This is a genomic window from Paraburkholderia sp. SUR17 (assembly GCF_029536165.1).
GTDB lineage: Bacteria > Pseudomonadota > Gammaproteobacteria > Burkholderiales > Burkholderiaceae > Paraburkholderia > Paraburkholderia kururiensis.
In genome coordinates this window covers 328,203-352,194 of the sequence record NZ_CP120509.1, presented here as the reverse complement: position 1 = coordinate 352,194, position 23,992 = coordinate 328,203, and the positions used below count along the sequence as shown (strand labels likewise).

Genomic DNA, 23,992 nt, shown 5'->3' with positions numbered 1-23,992 from the left:
AAACGGTCGCCAGCGGACGCTCCGTACATTGGCGGCATGGCGAACGAACAACGAACCGGACGGTGGGGCCTGCTGGCCCTCGCACTTGCCGCGGCCGCATTGGCGGCGGGCGGCTATGCGCTGCTGCGCTGGCCCACGTTGTTCGGCCGCGGCAACGCGCCTTCCCAAATCGTGGTGTCGGGCAATATCGAGGCGCACGAGAGCGTTCTGAGCGTCACGCAGGTGCAGGCGCCCATCGTTTTCCTGCCGTTCGACGAGGGCGCACGGGTGCCTCGCGGCACCGTGCTTGCGCGCCTGGACGATCATCTCTACCGGCGCCAGGTGGAGATCGATCGCGCCAACCTCGACGTGCAGACGGCACAAGTGGCCGCCAACCGCAGCACGCTCGACGCCGCCCAGCAAAGCGTGTCGAGCGACCGGTTCGACCTTGCCGAGAAGAAGCACGACTACGAGCGCGCCGAGACGCTCGCCAGTCACGCGGCGGTGTCGCAGCAGGCCCGCGACCTGGCGCTGACGGCGTTCAGGCAGTCGGCCGCCACGCTCGCCCATGACGAAGCGCTCGTCGCCGCCGCGCGCAATAACGTCGCGCTTGCGGCCGCCAATGTGGAGGCCGCGCAGGCACGGCTCAAACTCGACGAAACGACGCTTGCCTACACGGAATTGCGCGCGCCGTTCGACGGCGTCATCGCGGTGCGCGAAGCCGAACTGGGCCAGCTTGCGGGCCCCGGCGTGGCCGTCGTCACGCTCGATGAACTCGACCACGTGTGGCTGCGCGCGTACGTGAACGAGCCCGACATCGGCAAGATTCGGTTGGGCGAGGCGGTCACCGTCCGTACCGACGCCTACCCGGCGAGAGACTACCGCGGCCGCATCAGCTTCATCTCGCCGCAAGCCGAGTTCACGCCGAAGACGGTGGAAACACACGCGCAACGCGTCACGCTCGTCTACCGCATTCGCATCGACATCGACAACCCGACGCACGAGTTGCTGCCCGGCATGCCGGCCGACGCGACGATTCCCACGCGCGCGAGCGGACAATGAGCACGCCGGCAGGCACGCCCGCCATCGTGGTGGAAAACCTGGTGCGGCGCTTCGATGCGAACGAAGCCGTGCGAGGCGTTTCGTTGCAGGTGGAGCGCGGCGAAGTCTTCGGACTCGTCGGTCCCGACGGCGCCGGCAAGACCACGCTGATGCGCATGCTGGCTGGCGTGCTGCGTCCCGACGCGGGCCGCGTGGTGGTCGAAGGCATCGACGTCGCTGCCGACCCCGAGCGCGCAAAGACCGTGCTGAGCTACATGCCGCAGCGTTTCGGGCTTTACGAAGACCTGACGGTCAACGAGAACATCTTCTTTTACGGCGAACTGTTCGAGGTGCCGCGCGCCGAATACCGGCCGCGCGTGGACGAACTGCTTCACGCCGCCGGTCTCGGCCCGTTCAGGCGGCGGCTGGCGGGTCAGCTTTCGGGCGGCATGAAGCAGAAACTCGGGCTGATCTGCGCCCTCGTGCACCGTCCGGCCGTCGTGCTGCTCGACGAGCCCACGACAGGCGTGGACCCGGTCTCGCGACGCGACTTCTGGGCCATCCTCTACCGGCTGCGCGAGGAAGGCGTGACGATCGTGATGTCCACCGCCTACATGGACGAAGCCCAGCGCTGCTCGCGGCTCGCGTTGCTCCATGCCGGGGAGGTGCGCCGTTGCGATACGCCCGAACGCCTGAAGCAGACCATGGCCGGCGCGCTGCTTTCCATTGCGGGCGACGATCCGCGTGCGCTGGAGGCGCAGATCGAGGGCGCGCCAGGCGTGCTGGGCGTGCTGCTGATGGGCGACCGGATTCACGTGCGCGTGGATGACGGCGCACGGCGCGCGCCGGAACTCGAAGCGCGGCTTGCCGCGTGCGGACTTTCGCACGCGCCGGTCGAAGCGGTCGAGCCCGGCATAGAAGACGTGTTCGTCGCGCTCGTGGGAGACACGGCATGACGGCGCCCGAGGCCGAGGCCGCACCCGCGGGCGCCGCACCGCCCATCGTGCTTGCGCGCGGGCTCACGAAACGCTTCGGCAAGTTCACCGCCGTGGACGCCCTCGATCTTTCGATCGCGAAAGGCGAAGTAGTCGGATTCATTGGCCCGAACGGCGCCGGCAAGTCAACGACGATCCGCATGCTCTGCGGCCTGCTGACCCCGAGCGGCGGCAACGCCTGGGTGGCGGGCTTCGACGTGGGCCGCGACCCCGAATCCGTGCGCGCCCACATCGGCTACATGTCGCAGAAGTTCTCGCTCTACGCCGACCTGACCTGTCGCGAAAATCTGCGCTTCTTCGCCGGCATCTATCGCGTGCCGCGGGCGGTGCTCGACGAGCGCCTGCGCTTTGCGATCGAGATGGCCGGCATCGTGGGCCGCGAAGACATGCTCGTGCGCACGCTCGCAGGCGGCTGGCGCCAGCGGCTCGCGCTCGGTTGCGCGATCCTTCACCGGCCGCCGGTGCTTTTCCTCGACGAACCGACTTCGGGTGTCGAACCGCAGGCTCGCCGGCAGTTCTGGAATCTCATCCACCGGTTTGCGGCGGACGGGGTCGCTGTGCTCGTATCCACGCACTACATGGACGAGGCCGAATACTGCAATCGCATCGCCCTCATCGACGCGGGGCGGCTCGCGACGGTGGGCAGCCCGGGCGCGTTGCGGGAAAAGGCGCTCGGCGGCACGCTCTTCGAGCTGGCCGCCGCTTCGCTGGGCGAAGCCGTGCAGACACTGCGCGCGACGCCCGGCGTGCTCGACGCGGCGATCTTCGGCGACAAGCTGCACGTGCTCGTCTGCGACACGCCCGGCGCACCGGCTGCGGCCCTCGCCGCCGGCCTGCCGGCGCGGCTGGCGGCGGCCGGCATCGCCGCATCGGCGCCGCGCGCGATCCGGCCGAGCCTCGAAGACGTATTCGTGCGGCTCGTGGAACGCCCCGCGCAGCAGGAGGCGTCATGAGGCCGCGCCGCCTCTTCGCCATCGCCTTCAAGGAGACGCTGCAGATATGGCGCGATCCGCGCAGCCTCGCCATTGCGCTCTTGATGCCGTTCATGCAGATGCTGCTGCTCGGCTACGGCGTGAGTCTCGACATCCGCCACGTGCCGCTTTGCGTGCACGACGAAGCGCGCACGCAGACGAGCCGCGAGCTCGTTGAACGTTTCGTGTCGTCCGGCTGGTTCTCGGCGGTTCATACGCTCGACAGCGAGCGCGCCGTGCGCGAGGCGATCGATCGCGGCCAATGCAGCGGCGCCGTGACGATTCCCGTGGACTTCACGCGCACGCTGACCACAACGGGCGTCGCGCCCGTGCAAACCGTGTTCGATGCGACGGACACCAACACGACCAACATCGCCACGGGTTACGCACAGGGTGTGGTGGCGCAGATCACGACGGCCTTTGCTGCGCGCTGGGCGTCGGACCACGGGCTGCGAACGTCGACGGTCGGCACGGTCGATCTCGAATCGCGCGTTTGGTACAACGAGGGGCTCGACAGCCGCAACTTCATCATTCCCGGCGTGGTGGCCGTCATCCTCGCGCTGGTGGGCGCGCAACTCACCTCGCTCACCATTGCGCGCGAGTGGGAACGCGGCACGATGGAGCAACTCATCTCCACGCCCGTCACGCCGCTCGAAGTACTGGTGGGCAAGCTCATGCCGTACTTCGCCGTCGGGTTCGTCGATGCGGTCTTCTGTCTCGTGGGCGCCGTCTTCTGGTTTCACGTGCCGTTTCGCGGCAGTCTGCTCACACTCGCCACCACCACCGCGCTCTTTACGCTCGTCGTGCTCGGCATCGGTTATCTGGTCTCGGTGCGCATTCGCAGCCAGCTTGGCGCAAGTCAGGTGGCGCTGCTGCTGACGATGCTGCCCACCACGATGCTGTCGGGCTACACGTTCGCCATCGAGCAGATGCCGGCCCCGGTTCGCGCCGTGACCTATATCGTCTATGCGCGCTACTACGTGGCGATTCTGCGCGCCGTGTTCCTGAAGGGCAGCACGCTGGCCGAACTCGCCGCGCCGCTCGCGGCGCTCACGTTGTATGCCTTCGTGATCGGCTGGTTCAGCGTGCGCGCGTTTCGCAAGCATCTGGACTGAAGCGGGGCGACACCATGTTCGAACGCATCACCGCGATGCTCGTCAAGGAGTTCCTGGAACTGAAGCGCGACCGCTGGGCGCTCTTCCGGATCGTTGTGCCGCTGATCGTGCAGGTGATCGTCTACGGCTATGCGGCAACGTTTACGGTCAACCACGTCGCGACGGCCGTGCTCGATCTCGACGGTAGCGAGGCGAGCCGCGACCTCACTTCCCGCTTCGTCGCCACAGGCCGCTTCGACATTGTCGACGTCGCCCACACGCAGAAGGACATCACGCACGACCTCGACAGCGGCCGCGCCGATCTCGCACTCGTCATGCAGGCGGGCTTCGGGCAGCATCTGCTGGATGGGCAACGCGCGCCGCTGCAAATCCTCGTAGACGGGACGAACTCGAACACCGCGCTCATTGCCCTTGGCTACGCCAGCCAGATCGTGGCCGCGTTTCAAGCCGACTCACAGCGCGCGGCCTGGCCGACGTCCGCGGGCGCGGCACAGCCATCGGTTTCCGTCGCGCTCGTCGCACGCCCCTGGTTCAACGAAGGGCTGGAGGACCGCTGGTTCTTCATTCCCGGCGTGGTTGCCACGCTCACGCTGCTGCAGGTCATGACCTTGACCGCATTTGCGGTCGTACGCGAACGCGAGGTGGGCACGCTCGAGCAGATCATGGTGAGCCCCATCCGGCCCGTCGAATTCATTCTCGGCAAGACGGTGCCGGCGTTCCTGATCGGGCTCGCCGACGTGGCGATCGTGACTACGCTCGGCATTACCTGGTTCGACGTGCCCTTCGTGGGCAGCTGGCTCGTCATGCTGGTAGGTGTCGTGCTGTTTCTGTTTGCCGTGCTCGGCATGGGGCTGCTCATGTCGACGTTCTCGCGCACGCAGCAGCAAGCGTTCGCGTTGAACTTCTTTTTCGTCAATCCGCTGTTCATCCTCTCGGGATTCGCGTTTCCGATCTCGGCCATGCCGCCGGTGCTTCAATGGCTGACGTTTCTCAATCCGCTGCGTTATTTCCTCGTCGTGCTGCGCGCCGTGTTCCTCAAAGGCGCGGGAATGGGCGTGCTCTGGCCGCAGTTCGCGGCCATGGCCGCACTCGGCGTCGTAATGCTGACGTTCAGCGTGCTGCGTTTCAGTAAATCGCTCGATTGAATTCGCCCTTGGCGCGTGGCCCTTCGCCCTTGCCCTTCGCCGTTGCCGTGAACAATCGAACACAACGCACGCGCGGACCCGGGCACTGGCATGAACGCGGGTCAGGTTTTTGCCGAGGCGTCAGCACTTCGTCCGCGAGCGGCTTCAGCCTGCCGCGATCACGAACGTACCGGCCGCCACGAGCGCACCACGCCAGAGCCAGTCGAAGTTGATCCAGCCACGACGCAATAGCTCGAGCCCCAGATACTCGTAGGCGGCAAGCGCGATAAGCGCGGTCGCGCCAAGCGTCGCGAGCGTATGAAGCACCGTAAACTGCAGCGAAACTTCGAGCGGATCGAGCACGCCATGAAGCGCACCGCATGTCGGCAGCAACGCCGGCATCAACATGAGCCCCGCGCCGTGCAGTGTCGCCATCAGCGCCGACCACGCCACGAGCCCGACGAAACCAGCCGTCATGCCGACGCGCACGCGATGCCGGTGGCCATACACCTGCTGCCACGCCGCCCAGCCGATCAGCACGGCACCGAGCATCCAGTGCAGGCGGGAAAGCGGCAGCCACGCATCGAGCACGGCCGCCGAACTCGTGAACAGCAGGATCGAGGCTGCATGGCCCAGTGCGATGGGCGGCAGCGCCATGAGCAACGCACGACGACTGCCGCGCTGCAGCCCCAGCGCCGTCGCGAAGAGCCACCCCATCGCGGGATTCACGCCATGAAAGACCCCGCTGCCGATCACGGCAGCCCAGATGGTCCAGTTCGCGTCGAACAGGCCGCTCATCGCGCACCCGGCACGTTCACAGCGGTTCAGGGGTAGCAGTACGAATCGGACGAACAGTCACCGCCCTCCAGCCGGATCTGGTGCGGCCGGTGCGACTTCGGCCACTCGAGCAGGAAGCGCTCGTCGAACGCGATGCCGCCTTCGGCTGCCGCGTCGAGCTTGACCATCCAGCCGTCGATGCCGTCGGGATAGAACTGCTCGTCGATCGCGCCGTAGAGCGAATTCGTGAAGTACACGCGACGGCCGTCGCGGCTCACTTCGATCATCTGCGGGCCGCCGTTGAGCGCACGGTCCCGCGCACGCGGATGCGCCGCGCGCGAAACAATGCCACCGACACGCACGCTACCCGTGAGGCGCGCATTTTCGGGATCGGACACATCGTACTGGCGCAGGTCGCCGGTGCCCCAGCAGGCGACATACAGGAAGCGGTCGTCGAGCGAAAGGGCGATATCCGTGACGAGGGGCGGCACGGCCGCAAAACTCTTGAGCATGGGCGGAAGCCATTCAGGGTCGGCCGGCTCGGCGGGAATCTCGATGATCTTGCGCGCCGCCCAGCGATCGCCGTCCAGATACCACTGCCAGATCGACGCAGAGAGGTCTTTCAAACTGATGACGGAGTTCACGAAGCCATAGGGCCGCGTGGGGTTGTGCGCGGGCCGCAGTTCGAACACAAGCTGGTTTTCCGCGCCGAAATCGAGCACCTGCTTGTGCTGCCGCGTATGCAGATCCCAGAAATGCAGGCGGTGGCCGTACTGGCCGCCGAGCAGCACCTCGGGAACAAGACCGTTTTCGAAGCTCGCCGGCAGACCCCATTCGCTCGACACGAGCGTGTCGTAGCCAAGGTGCCACCAGCCGTCATAGGCAAGCTGTTGCGGTCCACGATCGATTTCCCACTGGCCCAGGATGTCGAAGCTCTCGTGGTCCATCAGGAAGATGCCGCCCGGTGCGTCCCCGTTCGCATTCGCGAGCGCGGTGACATAGATGCCCTCTGGGCCGCAATGCACGGTGTGCGGCCGCGTGTAGCCCGCCCGTTGCGCAACGGTGTCGGGTTCATGCACGCGCACGATTTGGGGCCGCCGCGGATCGGGCTTCGTATCGACGATATGAATGCGCGACGAACGCAGCCCCGGCACGACGAGATAACGCCGCTCCGAATGCGGATGTGGCGCGTTGGGGCACAGACACGAACTGCAGGCGTTCCAGCCGAAGTGATGGAGTTCGTCGCCGACGTTGGGCATGGGCAGTCTATGCACGATCTGTGCGAACTGTGCCGAGCCGGGGTCGAGATCGACCACGTCGAGCGTGTCGGGTACGGTACGCGCGGGATCGAAACTTGCGACGTACGCGAGTGTTTCCTTTGGAGCGTCGCCTGCCATGCGGGCGGATGGATAGAACGTCGGGTCCGGCTTCCAGGTTGCCATGTCTGCCCCCTCCTCAGTGAGCCCTCATGATGCACCCGCATGCGGCGCAATGCCATGGACTCGCCCCTTATTCCGCGCAGCGAAATGCATATCAGCGAAGGTGGAAGTGCGCGGTGCGAGTACAGGCGTGACATCGCCCCTCCATTTCATGCTGGCCCGCGGTTCGTGTTCCTGCATTCAACCAACGCACCACCATCACTGCGCCCTGCGGCTCGACACCACCACGCTGGAAATCCGCCGAATTCAACTTCACACCTACGCCGAAGCCTGGTGCAATGTCGACCATCGAACTTCGTGGTCTAGGGATGAATGGTTTCGCCGCGATTCAGCATGCCGATGAACTCCGCGATCTTGCGCGCCCGTGTTGCCGGCTTTTTGGCGTTTTGTATCCGGAACAGAATGGCGTAGCGGTTTCGGCTATTCAGCGTCGCAAAGAACGCGCTGGCCTTGGGATTGGCATCCAGCGCGGCCTGCAGGTCGTCCGGTACGACCGAGTTGCTGGCTGACGTATAGGCGGCCTCCCAGCGGCCATCCTCTTTGGCCTTTCCGATTTCCCGCATGCCCGAGGGAAGCATTCGGCCTGCGGCGATCAGCGCTTCGGCCCGGTCTCTGTTGAGCCGAGACCAGATGCTTTTCGCGGAGCGCCGGGTGAAGCGTTGCAGCCAGTATTCTTCGCTTTCCGCCCGTTTCTGACCGTCGATCCAGCCATGACAAAGCGCACTCTCCAGCGCCTGTTCGTAAGTCAAGGCAGGCTGCCCGGCGCCCTTTTTGGCGAGGCGCAGCCATATCCCGGTCGAGGTGCTGCCGTTTTGCGTCAACCAGTTTTCCCATTCATTCTGATCGAGGAATGTCAGCCGAGGCTCAGTCATGGAAGATCCAAATGGTTGCATTCAGGCAGCGAGGCTTTTCGTTCACCGAAACCTCGCAGATTACCGATTTGCGCAGATTTGGGAATACCCGGGTCATCGAGCCGTCAGCGCATATCCATCGGAATGATTCGCTCAGGCACGCGAATGCCGACGACATTCGGAATGAAAGCAATCGTTCAGTCGCAGTCGACCTCTCAAGCTTCGCGCTTAGCTGCCTGAGAGCCGCATGAGGCTTTCAGCCGTGGCAACAATGGCCTCTTCCCGCGGGCGGGGCGACCAGCCCAGCAAGCGCATGGCCTTTTCGCTAGTGGCATTCAGATTCAAGCCCAGCAGCGGCAGCGACCCTCTCAACGCTGGATCCCTAAGTGCGCCAAGGCGCACCAGCCAGTTAGGCAGCACCCGTGTGGATACCTTGCCGGCAGCCGGCCCCACGCGCGCTTTCAGCACTTTAGCCACGTCCGCGAGCCACATGCTTTCGCCGGCAATGGCAAGAAAGCGCTCGCCGCGGGCGGCTTCATGAGTCATGGCTCGCAGATGCAGATCCGCAACGTCCCGCACATCGACAAAACCCGAATTGATTTTCGGGTTTCCCGGCTGGCCGTCCAGCATGTTCTTGATCAACCGGATGGAGTGCGAATAGTCGGCGCCAAGCACAGGTCCGAGCACCGTGACGGGGTTAATGGCAGACAACTCCAGACCCCGCCCTTCCCGGGCGATGAAGTCCCAGGCCGCGCGTTCCGACAGCGTCTTCGACTTCTGATAGGGCCAGACATTCGTGCTCGTCAGGTCGCTCCAGTCGGTCTCATTGAAAGGCCGCGTCATGGGTCCATGTCCCGCACAAATCGCCCCGAAAGCGGAGGTCAGCACCACGCGCCGGGCACCAGCATCGCGCGCGGCGCGCAGCACCCGCAAATTGCCATCGACCGCGGGCCGGATCCAGTCCTCTTCGCTTGCCTGAGTGCCGGTGGGTGTCGGTGACGCCCCGTGTATCACGTAGGCACAGCCGGCTGCAGCCTCTGTCCAGCCTTCGTCCGAACACAGATCGGCAGCGACGAATGACAGGCGATCGCCAGGTTCGGCCCCGCCTCTGCCGAGGTTTTCGCGTACCTCGGCTTCGCGCATCAGCGAACGAACCGTGGTCCGCACGCGATAACCCTCGTTCAGCAGCGCCAGAATGCAGTGCTGCGCAATGAATCCGGTTCCTCCCGTGACGAGAACCCCTGTGTCGTTGCTTTTGCTGGTCATGTGGATTTCCATGATGGCCGTCCGCCGGCAGGCGTTTGATGGCATTGCCTTGAATGTCCCGGGACGAAGAACCGGAAGATTAAGGCGCAACCTCCGCACTGTTAATGCTCTATAGTCCGACTTGCTTGCGCGACAGTACGATCATGAGTGCCGATCCCTTCTCCGACATCCTCAAATTCACGAACGCCGAATCGCTGGTGACAGGTGGCTTCACGGCCGGCGGCACCTGGGCCATCCGTTTTCCGGTACCGGAAAAGATCAAGTTCTTCGCCGTGGTGAAGGGTGCCTGCTGGGTTTGCATCGACGGCGAGACGGAGCCCATTCGCTTCGGAACCGGGGACGTCGGCCTGCTGACGGCGAAGCGCGCTTTCGTGCTCGCCAGTGACCCGGGCATCGCGCCCATCGACGCGATGAGCGTGTTTTCCGGTGCGGGAAGATCGACCGCCATGCTGGGCGACGGCAGCGACTTCGCCTACATCGGCGGCCATGTTCTGCTTGACCCGGCAAGCGGGCAGTTGCTGTCGGACGTCCTGCCGCCGTGGATTCACGTGCCGGCGGCTTCACCGCAGGCCACCTCCTTCCGGTGGCTTCTCGACCAGCTCGTGGAGGAACGTGCGGGCGACCTGCCTGGCGCAGCGCTCGTCTCGGCGCAACTCTCGCAACTGCTCTTCATCCAGATTCTGCGCGCCCACCTGAAAACATCTGCGCCCATGTCGGGGTGGCTGCGCGCGTTGGGCAACCCACGCATCGCGCCCGCGCTCCGCTTGATGCACGACGACCCTGCGCGCTCGTGGCATCTCGATGAGCTGGCAAGCGCATGCGCGATGTCCCGCACCACGTTCGCTTTCCACTTCAGGACGAGCGCGGGTGTCGCGCCGCTGACCTATCTCGCGCAGTGGCGCATGCGCCTTGCCGAACGCACGCTGCGCGACGAGAACACGCCGGTGGCCGTGGTTGCGCAGTCGCTCGGTTACTCGTCCGAAAGTGCCTTCAGCAACGCCTTCAAGCGCATGACCGGCCATTCGCCGAAGGCGTACCGCCATCTCGCGCGGGCTGCCGCTTCCCGCACCGCTGAAAGCGGGACCCGCGGCGCTCGCGAGGAAGAAGCCTGAACCACGCCCCATGTGTTGAACCGGCTGGCGCAAGGTCACGCGCCTGCGCCGCTGCGTCCAATTCAGCATCCACTACAGCCTGTCGAAACGCACCGACATCTATATCTTCGACACGTTCCAACGGAAATCCGGACCCCATGCCGTTGCCGACCTGTACCTGTATGCGCCGTTCACCAGCAGCACGCAGAACGTCGTAGTCGCCGGAATCAGGCACCGCTTGAAATGGGACGACCGCGAGACGACGTTCTGGCGGTCCTGTCATCGAGTACAGAGGGCATCAATGACGATGCGCATGCGAGGCCGGGCGCGACAGGCGCGGCACCGACACAAAGCATGGCGTCTCGCAACAATTACAGCGCGCGCACGATCCCGCCATCCACACGGATGTTCTGGCCGGTGATGTAGCCGGCGCCCTCAGACAGCAGGAATGCGACGGTCTTTGCGATTTCCCCGGTCTTGCCGAAACGGCCGGCCGGGATTCGCGCAACGATTTCGGGCGTCTCCGGCCAGCTATCGATGAAACCGGGCAGCACGGAGTTGATACGAATGTTCTCCTTCGCGTAACGATCCGCATACAAGCGCGTGAACGAACTGAGTGCCGCACGAAGCGCGGACGATACCGGCATCGCCTGCTCGGGCGCATCCGCCGCGAAGCTGGAAATATTGACCACCGCCCCGCCGCCTTGCGCCTGAAAGACCGGGGTCACGCGGCGCAGCACACGTGCCACGTTAAGCACGATCAGATCGAGGCCGGCGTGCCACTGCTCGTCTTCGATGGATAACAGGTCGCCCTTGGGCGGATGGCCCGTGTTGTTCACGACCGCATCGATACGTCCATACTTCTCGAGCGTTTCGCGCACCAGACGGTCAATATCGGCCACCTCGGTCACCGACCCCGACATTCCGAAACCGCCCAGTTCCGTTGCCAGTTCGACAGCGCTACCCGACGGCGACATCAGCGCGACCCTATAGCCGGTGGCTGCAAGTTCCCTTGCTATCGCCGCGCCCATGCCCTTGCCTGCTGCCGTCACGATCGCTACTTTTTCTACAGCCATGATGTTCTCCGGATGGATGGGCCGACCACTGGAAGCAGGCGCCTTTTTGCTGCGTTTCGCCGCAATATAGGACGATACAATGCCAGTGTCGAATGATGATTTCTCCCGTCTGCCAGTAGATTTTCTACACTATGGATACGCGAAAGACACCCGCCTTGCCTCCGCTCAATGCCCTGCGCGCATTCGAGGCGGCGGCACGCAATCTCAATTTCAGGCTGGCCGCCGAAGAAATCGGCGTCACCCAAGGGGCCGTCGCGCAGCAGGTTCGCCATCTCGAAAATGTTTTGTCGCTTCGGCTTTTCGAACGGCTGCCGCGAGGGCTCGCGCTTACAACGGAAGGCCTTGCGTATTTTTCCGCGGTCCAACGCGCGCTGAACATCATCCAGGACGCTACGGAAGCGCTCAATCGCCGGTCATCGTCACTCACGATCAGTACGACCCCCTCTTTCGCGTCGAAATGGCTTATTCCCAGACTGTCCGAATTCAGTGAATCCCATCCGACAGTCGAAGTGCGCATCATCGCCGACGAAAAGCTATGCACGTTCAAGGCCGACGGCGTCGACATCGCCATTCGCCTCGGCAAACCGCCTTTCGGCAAAGGGCTTGTCGGCGAGTTGCTGTTTCCTCTCGAGATTTTCGCGGTAGGCAGTCCGTCGCTGCTCGACGGTCCCAAGCCGCTGACCAAACCATCGGATTTGGCGAGGCACGTGCTGCTCCACGACGCACACGACTTATGGCCGGAATTTATCGCTGCGCTGAAGCAGGGAAGTCGAGTCGACCCCACCAAGGGACCACGCTTCAATCAATCGGCACTCGCCATCGATGCAGCCGCCGCCGGCCAGGGCATCGCATTGACCAGCGAACCCCTCGTCGAGCGAGACATTGCGGCAGGCAGGTTGCGCCGGATTTTCGATTTTTCGCTCGCTCTTTCGCTCGGCTACTACGTCGTGTATCCGGAAGGTTTATCGGATTCGGGCGCAAAGCGAGCCATGCGGGATTGGCTCCTGGCGCAGCGAAACAGGGACGGGCAACACAGCGCCATCAACTCGCTTCACGTCTGATCGACTGTTCACTGCGCGGGCGGAATGCGTGAAGCGCGCGGCATCGACGCAGCAGCACGTCTTCGTTCACGAGCATCAGGCGCATCACGTACGGAGCACGTCGCCTTATCCTCGTCGGCTGCCAAAGCCGGTAAAGAAAGCCTCGGCATTCGCCGCGAGCGTCTCGATGTGATAGCCGCCTTCCTGCACGATCACCGATGGCAGTTGCAACGCGCCGACCGTCTCGCCCAGTCTCGCAAACCCTTCGGTCGTGACAGCCACCTTCGATTGCGGATCTTCCCGATAGATGTCGAAGCCGAGCGCAAGGACCAGCACATCGGGCTGAAAGCGGTTCAGCACACGCAACGCAGCGTCCACCCGCTCGAAAAAGACGGCTTCGGACGAACCATGCGGCATCGGCAGGTTCACATTGAAGCCTTGTCCTGCGTCGGCGCCAGTCTCTTCTTCATATCCCGCTACGACCGGATAGAAATTGGTCGGGTCGCCGTGAATGGATACGTAGAGCACGTCGGCACGCCCGTAGAAAATTTCCTGCACGCCCTGGCCATGATGCATGTCGGTATCGAGAATCGCGACGCGCTCGAAGCGGCTGCGCAGCGCCTGTGCCGCGATGGCCGCGTTGTTCAGATAGCAGAACCCGCCCGCTGCATCGCGCCGCGCATGATGGCCGGGCGGCCGGCACAGCGCCCAGCTTTCGTGCGCACCTTCATTGATGTCCGCCGCGGCGGCCAGCGCGCTTTGTGCGGACCAATAGGCGGCCCGCCACGTGTTCTCGCCAATGGGACAACTGCCGTCGGCCAGATAGCGCGCCGCTTGCGCGAGCACGCCGCGCAGCGGATTGGGCTCGCGCACGTAGACATTCGACATCACTTCATCGCCCCAGTCGTCGGGCATTTTCTTCCAGTCGCGATGCGCTTCCTCAAGGAACCGCAGGTAGTTCATGTCGTGCACCGCGGCGAGCGGCGCGACGCCGCGGTCGGCGGGTTCACGCACGTCGAAGCCCAGCGAGCGCGCGGCGGCAACCAGACGCGCCACGCGCTCAGGCACTTCCTGCGGGGCGCGCATCTGGCCGCGCGACAGGTAACTGCGCGGATGGTGCAGCAACTGTGCAGGGTGAAAGTACGTCTTCATCGGAACACCTTTTCTGCGATGGTTCAGTGTGAATCCACGGTGGAGGTAGAGGCAGATGTGGTGCCGGCGCGCGCAAGCACCGCATTGAGCAGCACATTCGCGCCACGCGTGACGTCGTCCGGCAGCGCGTCTTCCGCTTCGTTGTGCGACAGGCCACCAACGCATGGAATGAAGACCATCGCGGTCGGACAATGGCTCGCCAGCAGAATCGCGTCATGCCCCGCGCCACTCACGATGCGCTCGCTGGTATAGCCGAGCGCGTTCACGGCGTCCTGCACGAGCGCGACGCACGAGCCGTCGAACGGCGTAGCAACGCTGCGCCAGTACGTGTCTACAGCGACCTGTACACCGCGCTGCGCGGCAATGTGCGCGCACGTATCGCGCAACGCTTCGCTCATCGCGTCCACTTCGCCGTCGTCGTGATGGCGCAGATCGACGGTGAACGACACCTGTCCCGCAATCGTGTTGCGCGACGCATCCGGAATGCCGATCTCGCCAATCGTGGCAAGTCCGCGCGGCGCATAGCCCGCCACGATGCGCTCCAGTTCGAGCGCGATCTGGGCGGCGGCAAACAGCGCATCCTTGCGGTACGGCATGGGCGTGGTGCCCGCGTGCGCCGCCATGCCGGTCACCGTGACGTCGAGCCAGCGGATCGCCTGGCCGCCTGTGACGACGCCGATCTGCGTGCCATTTGCTTCAAGCACCGGGCCCTGTTCAATATGCGCCTCGAAATACGCATCCACCGGCGTGCCGGTCGCTCGCGTGCCGCGATAACCGGTCGCAATCAAAGCGTCCGCAAGACTGACGTTGTGTGCGTCGCGTCTGGCGAGCGCATCCGCAAGCGGCATGGCGCCGGTAAACACCGCCGAGCCCAGCATTGCGGGCGTGAAGCGCGCGCCTTCTTCGTTGGTCCACGATACGATCTCGATCGGCTTTTCCGTGACGACGCCGGCATCGTTCAGAACACGCACCAATTCCAGCGCAGCCAGCACACCATAGACACCATCGAAGCGGCCGCCATGCGGCTGCGTGTCGAGATGGCTGCCCACCAGTACCGGCGCTGCGTGCGGATTCGTGCCGTCACGCCGGGCAAACAGATTGCCCACTTCATCGACACTGACCGTCAGATTCGCTTCGCGGCACCACTGCGCGAACAGGGCCCGGCCGAGCCGGTCTTCTTCGCTCAGCGCGAGCCGTCGCACGCCGCCGCCCGGCGTCGCGCCGATCTGTGCCATGTCCATGAGGCTTTGCCACAGCCGCGCGCCATCGACCTTCAACAGAGGTTTCATCGTCATTGCGTCGAATTCCGGTTGATGCTTTCAGTTCACGCCGAGCGCTTCCGCTGCGTCGCTGTGCGTTGCGCGCCGTGCGTCGAGCGCGACGATGCAGATCAGCGAAACGCCCGCGAGACACGTATAGAACACCGCGAGCGGCCACCATTGGCCGACATAACGATGCGCGAGCCACGTGCCGACAAGCGGCGTCAGACCGCCTGCCATCGCGCCGCATACCTGATACGCGAGCGAAATGCCCGAATAGCGCACACGGGTGGGGAATATGCCGCTGACAAAGCCTGCGATCACCGAATAGAAGCCCGACATGCACACCGTCGCAATGGCGATGCCGAACACCATCGGCAACCGCGTGCCGCCTTGCACGAGCACGAACATGGGGTACGGCGAAATCATGGCGAGCAGCGCCATCAGTTTGAGAAAGCGCACGCCGCCCATACGCTCGCCGAGCCACGCGGCCACCGGCTGCCACAGGAACTGGATGACCGCGACCGCAAACAGACAGTCGAGAATCAGCGAGCGCGTCACGCCCACGTATTGCGTGGTGTACGCAATCATGAACGTATTGGTGAAATAGACGCCCGCAATGCCCAGCGTATTCGCGCCCATGCACAGCAGCACGAGGCCCCATGCCGAGCGGAAAACCTCGGCCACCGGCAGTTTCACCGTGCGGTTCGCTTCCTTCACGCGCGCGAATTCCGGCGACTCGTTCACGCCGAGCCGAATGACGATACCGACGACCAGCAGCACCGCACTCGCGAGAAACGGCAGACGCCAGCCCCACGCGAGAAAGTCGGCCTTGTCCATCGACGACACGGCGCGGAACGCCACGAGCGACAGGATCAGGCCCGCTGGGCTGCCGAGTTGCGCGAACGAGGCAAAGAACGTGCGCTTGCCCGGCGGGGCATGCTCGCCCGCCATCAATACCGCGCCGCCCCATTCACCGCCTACGGCGATGCCCTGCACGATACGCAGCGCCACGAGCAGTACGGGCGCCAGCGCGCCCACACTTCCATACGACGGCAACAGCCCGACGCAAACCGTTGCGGCGCCCATCATCATCAACGTGATCATCAGCGCGTTCTTGCGACCAATGCGGTCGCCAAGGTGGCCGAATACGATGCCGCCCAGCGGCCGCGCGAAGAAGCCGACCGCGAAGGTCGCGAACGACGCCATCGTGCTGACGAAGCGGTCGCCCGAGGGAAAGTACAACTCGCCGAACACGAGCGCCGCCGCGGTCGCGTAGATATAGAAGTCGTACCACTCGATCATCGTGCCGATGAACGCTGCCAAGGCGGCGCGCCCGGGCTGGCGGAGTGAAGAACTGGATGGCGTCATGCTGGCTCCTGAAGCACGTTCGGCGTGATGGTGGCGACCGGCGGCGTGCGTGTTGTTGTGAGTGCCTGGGCGGTTTGCCCGGCCTATTTCCCGCGCATGAGCCATTTATCGGTAGCCAGAAAATATTAGTCAAATTTCGAGTTATTATTTCGCGCATAAATCTAGCTAATACTTAACTCGATCTGGCTGCGGCGGGCTGCCGCGAAAGGCATGACGGTGCGCGCGGACCTCGCGAATTTTCTGAACGACCGGCTCGACTGGAACCTGCTGCGCACGTACCTCGTCATCATGCAGGAGCGCAGCCTGAGCCGCGCTGCGGCACGGCTGCACGTGACCCAGCCGGCCGTGAGCCAGGCGCTGCGTCGCCTCGAGGAAACACTGGAGCGCAAGCTGATTGAACGGCGCGGCCCGTATTTCGCACCAACCGAGGCCGGCGAAGCCGTTTATCAGATTGCCAGCGACATTTACGGCAACATCTCGCGGCTCGAAACCGATCTCGACGAGCGCACAGGCGACATCTCCGGCACGATCCGCCTGCTCACGATCAGCCGCATCGAATCGCCGGTCTACGACGAATTTCTCGCAGACTTTCACCGCGCCTATCCACGCATCGATCTGCAGATCGAAGTGATGCGTTCGTCGGACATCATCTCGTCCCTGCTGCAGAAAACGGCGACTGCGGGGTTAGCGCTGTGTCGTACGCCGCACGAAAAGCTCGGCATGCAGTGCTTCCTGAGACAGCGCTATGCGATGTTCTGCGGCCGGCATCATCGGCTGTTCGGCAAATCGCAGCTGGCGATGGAAGATCTGCTCGCAGAAAACTTCGTGTCGTTCACGAGCGACCAGATTGGCGACAGTCTTTCGCCATTGACGGTGTTTCGCGACCAGAAAGGCTTCACCGGGCGAATCGTCGCGTCGTCGCCGAGTCTGGATGAAGTCCGGCGGCTCGTTTTCGCCGGCTATGGCATTGGCTGCCTGCCCGAACATATCGTGCGCGACGATCTCGCCCAGCAGCGGCTGTGGAAATTGCCGCCCGACGAAGGCCTCATCGACGTCGACGTATTCCTGCTATGGCATCGCGAACGCAGAATGAACGCGGCGGACCAGGCGTTTCTCGACAGCATGGAGCGCTGCATGCACCAGTATTCCCTCGTCGAGCGGCTGGGGAAGTGACGCAAGAACGTATCGAGGCCAATTCCGGCGAGCGATACGCTCGCATTGTTCCCGTCGCTCAGTCCGGCACGCTGGCATCGCTCACCCTGTTCACCCTGCCCACCCTCACCACCACGGTCGCCTGAACCCATGGCGCTTGCGCCAGCGCGGCCGTGACCTGCCCGTCATTCAAGGGCAGATCGATCACACGTAATGGCGCCGGGTCGCTGATCAGCGGTGCGTCCTGATCCAGGCGCACGTCGATACGTTGCAGATCATCCGTAAGCCCCACGCCGGTGGCTTTCAGAATCGCTTCCTTGCGAGTCCAGCAGCGTTGGAACAAAGGCAGCCGCTCATGCGGCATCGCCTCGCCGATGCATCGTCGTTCGGCCGGATGGGCCACCGCAGGCAACAAGCCCCGGTAATCGCCTAGGCCCGTAAACGTTTCGAGATCGATGCCCACAGGATCGTGCCGGCTTACGGCACACGCGATCCATCGGCCGGAGTGCGAAAGACTGAAGGCCGGGGCGTTAGGCAAGAACGGCTTCCCATAGGGGCCGAGACGGAACGCGTAGGGTGTAGAGGCACCACGGGAGCGCACCAGGTGATGAACCATCGTGCGCCCCAGCACGAAGTTGTGGCGATCCGAAGGCTGATGGAAGCGCGCTGACCGCTGGCGATCTTCGTCCATCAGCAGGCTGTCATCGCCGAAAGCCTCGGCCCCGTTCAGGACGAGCACGAAGGTGAAGCCGCGCGCCAGTGCGTCGTCACAGGCATGGCGAGCGTCGTGCCATAACGCTGCCGCCGTGGCGTGCAGCACCGTCACGGAGTGGCTTGCACGCGGCACCTTCGATACGTCTCGCCCGGTCATGCCAACTCCCGTGAGTCTCGCCATTTCTGACTGGCGTCGTACTATGCAACCGGCGAGACCGCCTGGTCAGCGTCGAGTCAATTGCGCCGCAACAGCCACATCAGGTACGGACCGCCAATAAGCGTTGCGATAATGCCGGCCGGCATCTGCTGCGGAAACACGACGTTGCGGCCCAGCCAGTCGGAGAGCACCATCAGCAGCGCGCCAACCAACCCTGCCACGAGCATCTGCGAATGCGCCCGTGAGAATCCCATCAGCCGCGCAAGGTGCGGCGCCATCAAGCCGACGAACGACATCGGCCCGATCACCACTGTCGCGCCTGCCGTCAGCGCAGCCGCCACCGCAAGCAGCCACAGTCGCACGTGTCGCGTGCGAATGCCGAGCGCGTCCGAAACGGCACTGCCAAGAGGCAGGATGTCGAGCCATCGCACGCTGATCGAGGTTATGGCTGCGCCCGCCACGGCAGCGGTCGCCACAGCGATAGCGGTCGCGGGAAGCATCGCGTAAGTGGAGCCGTAAAGCATGGCGCGCAGCACACTCGCGTAAGCACCGCCGCTGGCTGTTGCCAGCACCACGACCGATTGGGACAACGCACTGATTGCAATGCCCGCGAGCAGCAGATGCTCGGGCGCGAAGCCGCTACGTCGCCCGATGGCAACGAGCGCGACAAGACTCGTCAACGCGCCCGCCGATGCCCCCGTCAGCAATGCCGGCGTAGACGGTCCCACCAGGATCGCGGCGGCGAGCATGCCGAGCATCGCGCCTCCGCTTACGCCCAGCAAATCGGGGCTTGCCATCGGATTGCCGGTTACGCGTTGCAGCAACGTGCCCGCGAGCGCGACCATCACGCCGGCACCGAGCGAAGCGACGAGCCGCGGCATCCGCCAGAATTCGACGTCCGCCCATTGCCGTGCACCGGTCCACGCCCAGCCGTGCACTGACATCGAAAAACGCAGCGAGACCACGATGGCGATGACGAGCAGCGCGCCCAACAGTAGCGAAGCCCGACGCGCGGAGCCGCGTGCGGGCTCGCCGTCTGACAACGCAGGCTGCGGGCCTTGCACGCGCATGCGGTACAGCATCCAGAGCAGAAGCGGCCCGCCGAGCAGCCCCGTCACCGCGCCGGTCGGAAGCATCTCGCCCATCATGCCCGGCAGACTTTGCACCGCCTGGTCAGCAAGCGTAAGCAACATCGCGCCGGCGAGCGGCGCCCACAGCATCTGCTCCTGAGGCCGGCGCGCGCCCATTGCACGCGCGAGTGCCGGGCCACCCAGTCCAATGAAACCGATGACGCCCACCGCGCTGGTGACAAACGCGCTCAGCAACACGGCGATACCGAGCGCCGCGAAGCGTGCCCACGCAACGGAAAGGCCCAGTTGCCGCGCGCCGCGATCGTCGAGCGAAAAGAGCGTGAGCGGCCGCACGAGCAGCGCGGCGCCGACCGCGCACAGGACGACACGCGGTGCGAGCCAGGTTGCGGTTGCCCATCCGCCTTGCACGAGCGAGCCGCCGCCCCAGATGAACACGGACGTGAGCGAACGCTCGTAGACAATCGTGAGCAATACGGAAAGCGCGCCGCAATAGAGATTCACGATCATGCCGGCCAGCACGACGGAAACTGCGGCGAAACCCTTGCGCCACGTGAGCGCCATCGTCGCGAGCATGGCGAGCGCGGAGCCCGCGAACGCAATGGAGAAGCGCCCATCCAGCGCGAGTGACGGCACCACGATGGATGCCACCGTCAACGCGAAATACGCCCCTGCGGAGACGCCGAGGGTCAACGGCTCCGCGAGTGGGTTACGCAAGACCTGCTGGAAGACGACGCCCGCGAGGGACAAGGCGGCACCCGCCATCAACGAAACGACTAGACGCGGCAGCCAGGCGTAGTGCGCCACGATCTGCGGCAATGACGCATCGGCGCTTATTGATACGATCCCGGGCCATTGCGCGACGGGCAATTGCGTCGCGAGCGTGCGGGCTCCTAGCGCAACCGTCGCGAGAATCAGAAACGTGGCGAGATACCACGCGCGCGGCGTACTGTCGGCGTGTGTGGCGTTCGTAAGGCGATTCAAGTCCCCACTCCCTCAAGCGCCTGCGCAAGGGCGCTCGCAAAACGCATGGACGTCGTCAACCCGCCGAGTGCCGGCAACGATGCAATCGACTGCGCACGATCCTGTTGAACGAAGGGCAGCGCGCGCCACACGGGACTCTTTTGCAGCTGCATCGCCGCGCCGGGCGGCACGCCGATGACGACCGCTTGCGCATCCCTGTCGTGCGCGAGTGCGGCAAGATCCGCTTGCGTCGTCCCTTGAGCGTCGGTCGGGCCGCGCCACGCGTTGCCGATGCCAAGTTGCGCCATCACGCCGCCGAACAGGCTGTTTTTGCCGAACACAGATAGGTGGCGATCGTCGATGGGATGCAGCAGATAGACAGGCCGCCGCGTCGCGCGAAAGTGTGCCAGTCGTTGCGATGCGTTTTTCAGCGCCGCGTCGGCGCGTGCGAACAGTGCATCGGCCGCGGCAGTGCGGTCCAGCCGTTGCGCCAGTTCGCGTGTCGCCATGCACACAGCCGGATAGACCTCGATGCCGGGTCCGAAAAGCGGCACCACCTGGGTGGGCGCGATTCGTTGCAGCAGGCTCATGAGCGGCGCATGCCACGGCGTCACCACGATCAGGTCGGGCTTCAGCGCGCCAATCACTTCGAAGTTCGGCTGATAGAGCAGCCCCGTATCGACAACCGATGCCGGCAACGGCGGATCGCCATCGAGCATGCGGTACCACGGCGGCCGCGAAACGCCGACGGGCACCACGCCGATCGACAACACGATCTCGGTCAGTGGCCAGTCGAGCACGACGATCCGCGGCGTGGACGCCGTGCTAGTGGCAACCGCTGCCTGAGCCCACGCGAAGCCTGCCGGCGAGGCAAACGCCGCAGTCGCCGCTGCCAGCCGCGAGAGTGCACTTCGCCTTCCATGACGAAAACCGGCATCGGCCACGACACAGGCAGCGCGCTTCGCGTCTGAATCGTTACCCGGCATCGGCATAGGATTCCGAACGATTCTCACCACTGATACCGCGCCGTGCCGAGCACCGTGCGCGTCGCGCCCCAGTAGCACACCGCCGACGACGTGCAGTACGAGATGTACTCGCGATTGAAGACGTTCGACACATTGAGCGCGAGACGCCAGTTCTGAATGTCGTAATGCGCGCCGACATCGACGAGCACGCGGCCCGGCACAGTGAACGTGTTGGCGGCATCGCCCGCCGAACTGCTCATGTAGCGCACGCCGGAACCCACGCCGAAGTTGCGCAGCGGCCCGTGGTGGAACGTGTAGTCCGCCCAGAGCGAAGCCGTGTTGCGCGGCGCGATGGTGGGGCGCTTGCCATAGTTGCCCGTCGAGCGCGTGCTCTCGGTCACGATCTGATTGACGAACGCGTACGACGCAATGAGCTTGAGTTCCTCGGTGACGTTCGCATGCGCCTCGACCTCGATGCCGCGGGAGCGGATCTGGCCGGTCTGGATAACGAAGCCCGCGTGCGAAGGATCGACGACAGAGACATTGTTCTGCGTGAGATTGAACGCAGCCACCGAGAAGTAGCCGTCGAAGCCGCGCGGCTGGTAGCGCACGCCCGCTTCCACCTGCTTGCCCGTGGTCGGCGCAAACGGCGCGCCGGCATACGTGGCACCGAGCACCGGCTGGAACGACTTTGCATAGCTGACGTACGGCGCGATACCGCTATCGAACTCATAGGCCAGGCCCGCGCGCCACGTGAAGGCATGGTTGTTCACGTGGTAGGTGGTGGCACTGCCGGTGGTCAACGACGTGGTTTGCTGATTGCCGCCCGCCCAGTCTTCGCGCACGCCAAAGGTCAGCACCCACTTGCGCCAGCGCGCCTCGTCCTGTGCATAGACACCCACCTGGCTCAGCGAGTAATCAAGCCGCGTATTCGCCTGCTGCGTGGGTAGCGACGAGAAATTCGGGTTGTAGAGGTCCACCGTGCCCACCACGCCGTTGCCTTCCGTGTCGCCGAGCATCGAGCGCTGGTAGTCCACGCCGAAGAGCACCGTGTGCGCAACGCTGCCCGTCGCAAATTTCGCCTGAGCGTGGGTGTCGACTTCGAATTGCGAGTAGTGCTCGTTATCGACGTTCGCCCACATCGAGACGGTGCGCTTGTTCGCCGCGAGGGCACTGGTGACCGACGTCTGATAGTAGTGGTCGTCGATGTGCAGGTAGCGAACGTTTTGCGACACGCTGAACGTGTCGTTGAACGCGTGCTCGAACTGGTAGCCGAACCAGTACTGCGTGCGGTGCATGCCGTCCCGGTTCGGGTCGCCGAAATACTGGTCCGGCCCAAGATGACCATTTGGATTACTGAACAGCGTGGCACCCGCCGGCACGGGATTGAACAGGCCACCGTTCGGGTCTCGCTGGAAGCTGCCCTGCAGCGTGAGGGTCGTGTTGCGGTCAGGCCGGATCGTCACCGAAGGCTGGATCGCAACGCGCTGGTCCTTGATGTCGCTCACCTGCGTTTCCGCGGTGCGGCCAAGGCCAGTGATCCGGTAAAGGACGGTGCCGTCCTTGTCCACCGGACCGCTGAAGTCGAAACCGAGCTGGTAATTGTTGTGGTTGCCGATCTGCATCATCACTTCGTGATAAGGCGTTTCGGTCGGCAGCTTGCTCACGTAGCTCACGAGGCCGCCGGGGCTACCCTGTCCGTAAAGCACCGAGGCGGGACCGTGGAGCACCTCCATGCGCTCGATGAAATATGGATCGATACGCGGCGTTGCAAAGCGCGGCGATTGATAGAGATGAAGTCCGTCGAGATACGAGTCCAGCGTGAAGCCGCGGCCGTACAGCTGGTCGAAGCGGACGTCGGTGCCGTCCTGCGTGTAGACGCCCGCGGTGTAGCGCAATGCCTGGTCCACCGTCTGCGCGCCCTGGTCGTCCATCTGCTGGCGCGTGATGACGGAGATGCTCTGCGGGTTCGTGAGCAGCGCAGAGTCTGTCTTGGTACCGGTCTTCGAGCGCGTGGCGACATAGCCCACACCCGGGCCGTCCGGCGCCTGAGCCGACTGCCCGCGAACGTTGACCACCGGCAACACCTGCGCGTCCGATGCTGCGGCGGGTGCGGCGGGTGCGCTCTCCTCACCCACTGCGTGTGCGCTGACGGCCAGCATGGCCGACGTCAAGGCGGCACACAAAGGCCGCAGGCGCAATCCGCGATGCTGCCCGCGTGCGGCCGATATCCGTGAAATTTTCTTGTGTCTTCCCGTTCTCATTGCTCGCTTTACCCCGTTCGATGCCGATCTTGATGTCGCGAAATATTCTCAAAATTCGCCATGAATGTAAACGCAAATCACTCTCATTACGTAAAACGCTTGTGTTGTTGGCAGTTTGTAGGGGCATCCGCCCCTTCGCCCT

The 23,992-nt window shown here is 64.3% G+C and carries 22 protein-coding genes; 9 read left to right on the top strand and 13 right to left on the bottom strand.

Annotation, left to right across the window (positions count from 1 at the left end):
* The first annotated feature begins 36 nt into the window (after positions 1-36).
* The 5 genes from P2869_RS18980 to P2869_RS18960 are packed head-to-tail and all read left to right on the top strand — an operon-like array spanning position 37 to position 5,246.
* Positions 37-1,041, top strand: coding sequence for an efflux RND transporter periplasmic adaptor subunit (locus P2869_RS18980; RefSeq protein ID WP_277599178.1), 1,005 nt, complete (start codon positions 37-39; stop codon positions 1,039-1,041).
* Entirely contained in the window at positions 1,038-1,976 is a 939-nt protein-coding gene (locus P2869_RS18975; protein WP_277599177.1) for an ABC transporter ATP-binding protein, read from the top strand. Before P2869_RS18980 ends, P2869_RS18975 begins: the two co-directional genes overlap by 4 nt.
* Positions 1,973-2,968: an ABC transporter ATP-binding protein gene (locus P2869_RS18970; protein ID WP_277599176.1), complete on the top strand. Its 996-nt coding sequence runs from the start codon at positions 1,973-1,975 to the stop codon at positions 2,966-2,968. The genes P2869_RS18975 and P2869_RS18970 overlap by 4 nt, the downstream gene beginning before the upstream one ends.
* Entirely contained in the window at positions 2,965-4,101 is a 1,137-nt protein-coding gene (locus P2869_RS18965) for an ABC transporter permease (RefSeq protein WP_199542074.1), read from the top strand. Before P2869_RS18970 ends, P2869_RS18965 begins: the two co-directional genes overlap by 4 nt.
* Positions 4,102-4,115: 14 nt before the next feature.
* Positions 4,116-5,246 (top strand): ABC transporter permease, encoded by a 1,131-nt coding sequence (locus P2869_RS18960; protein ID WP_277599175.1) that lies wholly within the window; start codon positions 4,116-4,118, stop codon positions 5,244-5,246.
* Positions 5,247-5,390: 144 nt separating this feature from the next.
* Here P2869_RS18960 and P2869_RS18955 read toward each other — a convergent pair whose 3' ends face one another.
* The 5 genes from P2869_RS18955 to P2869_RS18935 form a co-directional block, all read right to left on the bottom strand.
* Complete coding sequence (locus P2869_RS18955) at positions 5,391-6,023, bottom strand: hypothetical protein (RefSeq protein WP_017773389.1); 633 nt, start codon at positions 6,021-6,023, stop codon at positions 5,391-5,393.
* Positions 6,024-6,049: 26 nt separating this feature from the next.
* Entirely contained in the window at positions 6,050-7,444 is a 1,395-nt protein-coding gene (locus tag P2869_RS18950; protein WP_277599174.1) for a selenium-binding family protein, read from the bottom strand.
* Between the two features lie 91 nt (positions 7,445-7,535).
* Complete coding sequence (locus P2869_RS18945) at positions 7,536-7,730, bottom strand: hypothetical protein (protein ID WP_277599173.1); 195 nt, start codon at positions 7,728-7,730, stop codon at positions 7,536-7,538.
* A gap of 13 nt (positions 7,731-7,743) precedes the next feature.
* A complete protein-coding gene (locus P2869_RS18940) occupies positions 7,744-8,313 on the bottom strand; it encodes a YdeI/OmpD-associated family protein (RefSeq protein WP_277599172.1) in 570 nt (189 codons plus the stop codon).
* Positions 8,314-8,520: 207 nt separating this feature from the next.
* Positions 8,521-9,558: an aldehyde reductase gene (locus tag P2869_RS18935; protein WP_277599171.1), complete on the bottom strand. Its 1,038-nt coding sequence runs from the start codon at positions 9,556-9,558 to the stop codon at positions 8,521-8,523.
* A 104-nt stretch (positions 9,559-9,662) separates the two neighbouring features.
* On the opposite strand from P2869_RS18935, the gene P2869_RS18930 reads away from it, so the two are divergent.
* Complete coding sequence (locus P2869_RS18930) at positions 9,663-10,670, top strand: AraC family transcriptional regulator (RefSeq protein WP_277599170.1); 1,008 nt, start codon at positions 9,663-9,665, stop codon at positions 10,668-10,670.
* Positions 10,671-11,020: 350 nt separating this feature from the next.
* Here the strand turns inward: P2869_RS18930 and P2869_RS18925 are convergent, their stop codons facing one another.
* Positions 11,021-11,725: an SDR family oxidoreductase gene (locus P2869_RS18925; RefSeq protein ID WP_277599169.1), complete on the bottom strand. Its 705-nt coding sequence runs from the start codon at positions 11,723-11,725 to the stop codon at positions 11,021-11,023.
* Positions 11,726-11,856: 131 nt separating this feature from the next.
* Here P2869_RS18925 and gcvA point away from each other — a divergent pair, with 131 nt between their 5' ends.
* The gene (gene gcvA / locus P2869_RS18920; RefSeq protein WP_277599168.1) at positions 11,857-12,786 is read left to right on the top strand and encodes a transcriptional regulator GcvA; all 930 of its coding nucleotides are present in this window, start codon (positions 11,857-11,859) and stop codon (positions 12,784-12,786) included.
* Positions 12,787-12,891: 105 nt separating this feature from the next.
* Here the strand turns inward: gcvA and P2869_RS18915 are convergent, their stop codons facing one another.
* The 3 genes from P2869_RS18915 to P2869_RS18905 are packed head-to-tail and all read right to left on the bottom strand — an operon-like array spanning position 12,892 to position 16,547.
* Positions 12,892-13,917, bottom strand: a complete 1,026-nt coding sequence (locus tag P2869_RS18915) for a histone deacetylase family protein (RefSeq protein ID WP_277599167.1) — start codon at positions 13,915-13,917, stop codon at positions 12,892-12,894.
* A 23-nt stretch (positions 13,918-13,940) separates the two neighbouring features.
* Positions 13,941-15,206 (bottom strand): Zn-dependent hydrolase, encoded by a 1,266-nt coding sequence (locus tag P2869_RS18910; RefSeq protein ID WP_277599893.1) that lies wholly within the window; start codon positions 15,204-15,206, stop codon positions 13,941-13,943.
* A gap of 30 nt (positions 15,207-15,236) precedes the next feature.
* Positions 15,237-16,547, bottom strand: a complete 1,311-nt coding sequence (locus P2869_RS18905) for an MFS transporter (RefSeq protein WP_277599166.1) — start codon at positions 16,545-16,547, stop codon at positions 15,237-15,239.
* Between the two features lie 216 nt (positions 16,548-16,763).
* Here P2869_RS18905 and P2869_RS18900 point away from each other — a divergent pair, with 216 nt between their 5' ends.
* Positions 16,764-17,720 (top strand): LysR family transcriptional regulator, encoded by a 957-nt coding sequence (locus P2869_RS18900; RefSeq protein ID WP_277599892.1) that lies wholly within the window; start codon positions 16,764-16,766, stop codon positions 17,718-17,720.
* Between the two features lie 58 nt (positions 17,721-17,778).
* Here P2869_RS18900 and P2869_RS18895 read toward each other — a convergent pair whose 3' ends face one another.
* The 4 genes from P2869_RS18895 to P2869_RS18880 form a co-directional block, all read right to left on the bottom strand.
* Positions 17,779-18,570: a 4'-phosphopantetheinyl transferase superfamily protein gene (locus tag P2869_RS18895; protein WP_277599165.1), complete on the bottom strand. Its 792-nt coding sequence runs from the start codon at positions 18,568-18,570 to the stop codon at positions 17,779-17,781.
* Between the two features lie 77 nt (positions 18,571-18,647).
* Positions 18,648-20,642: a Fe(3+)-hydroxamate ABC transporter permease FhuB gene (fhuB, locus tag P2869_RS18890; RefSeq protein WP_277599164.1), complete on the bottom strand. Its 1,995-nt coding sequence runs from the start codon at positions 20,640-20,642 to the stop codon at positions 18,648-18,650.
* Positions 20,639-21,607, bottom strand: coding sequence for an ABC transporter substrate-binding protein (locus P2869_RS18885; protein ID WP_277599163.1), 969 nt, complete (start codon positions 21,605-21,607; stop codon positions 20,639-20,641). The genes fhuB and P2869_RS18885 overlap by 4 nt, the downstream gene beginning before the upstream one ends.
* A 23-nt stretch (positions 21,608-21,630) precedes the next feature.
* The gene (locus P2869_RS18880) at positions 21,631-23,748 is read right to left on the bottom strand and encodes a TonB-dependent siderophore receptor (protein WP_277599162.1); all 2,118 of its coding nucleotides are present in this window, start codon (positions 23,746-23,748) and stop codon (positions 21,631-21,633) included.
* Here P2869_RS18880 and P2869_RS18875 point away from each other — a divergent pair.
* Positions 23,747-23,914, top strand: coding sequence for a hypothetical protein (locus tag P2869_RS18875; RefSeq protein ID WP_233411657.1), 168 nt, complete (start codon positions 23,747-23,749; stop codon positions 23,912-23,914). The two genes, P2869_RS18880 and P2869_RS18875, sit on opposite strands and share 2 nt — an antisense overlap.
* Positions 23,915-23,992: the final 78 nt, after the last annotated feature.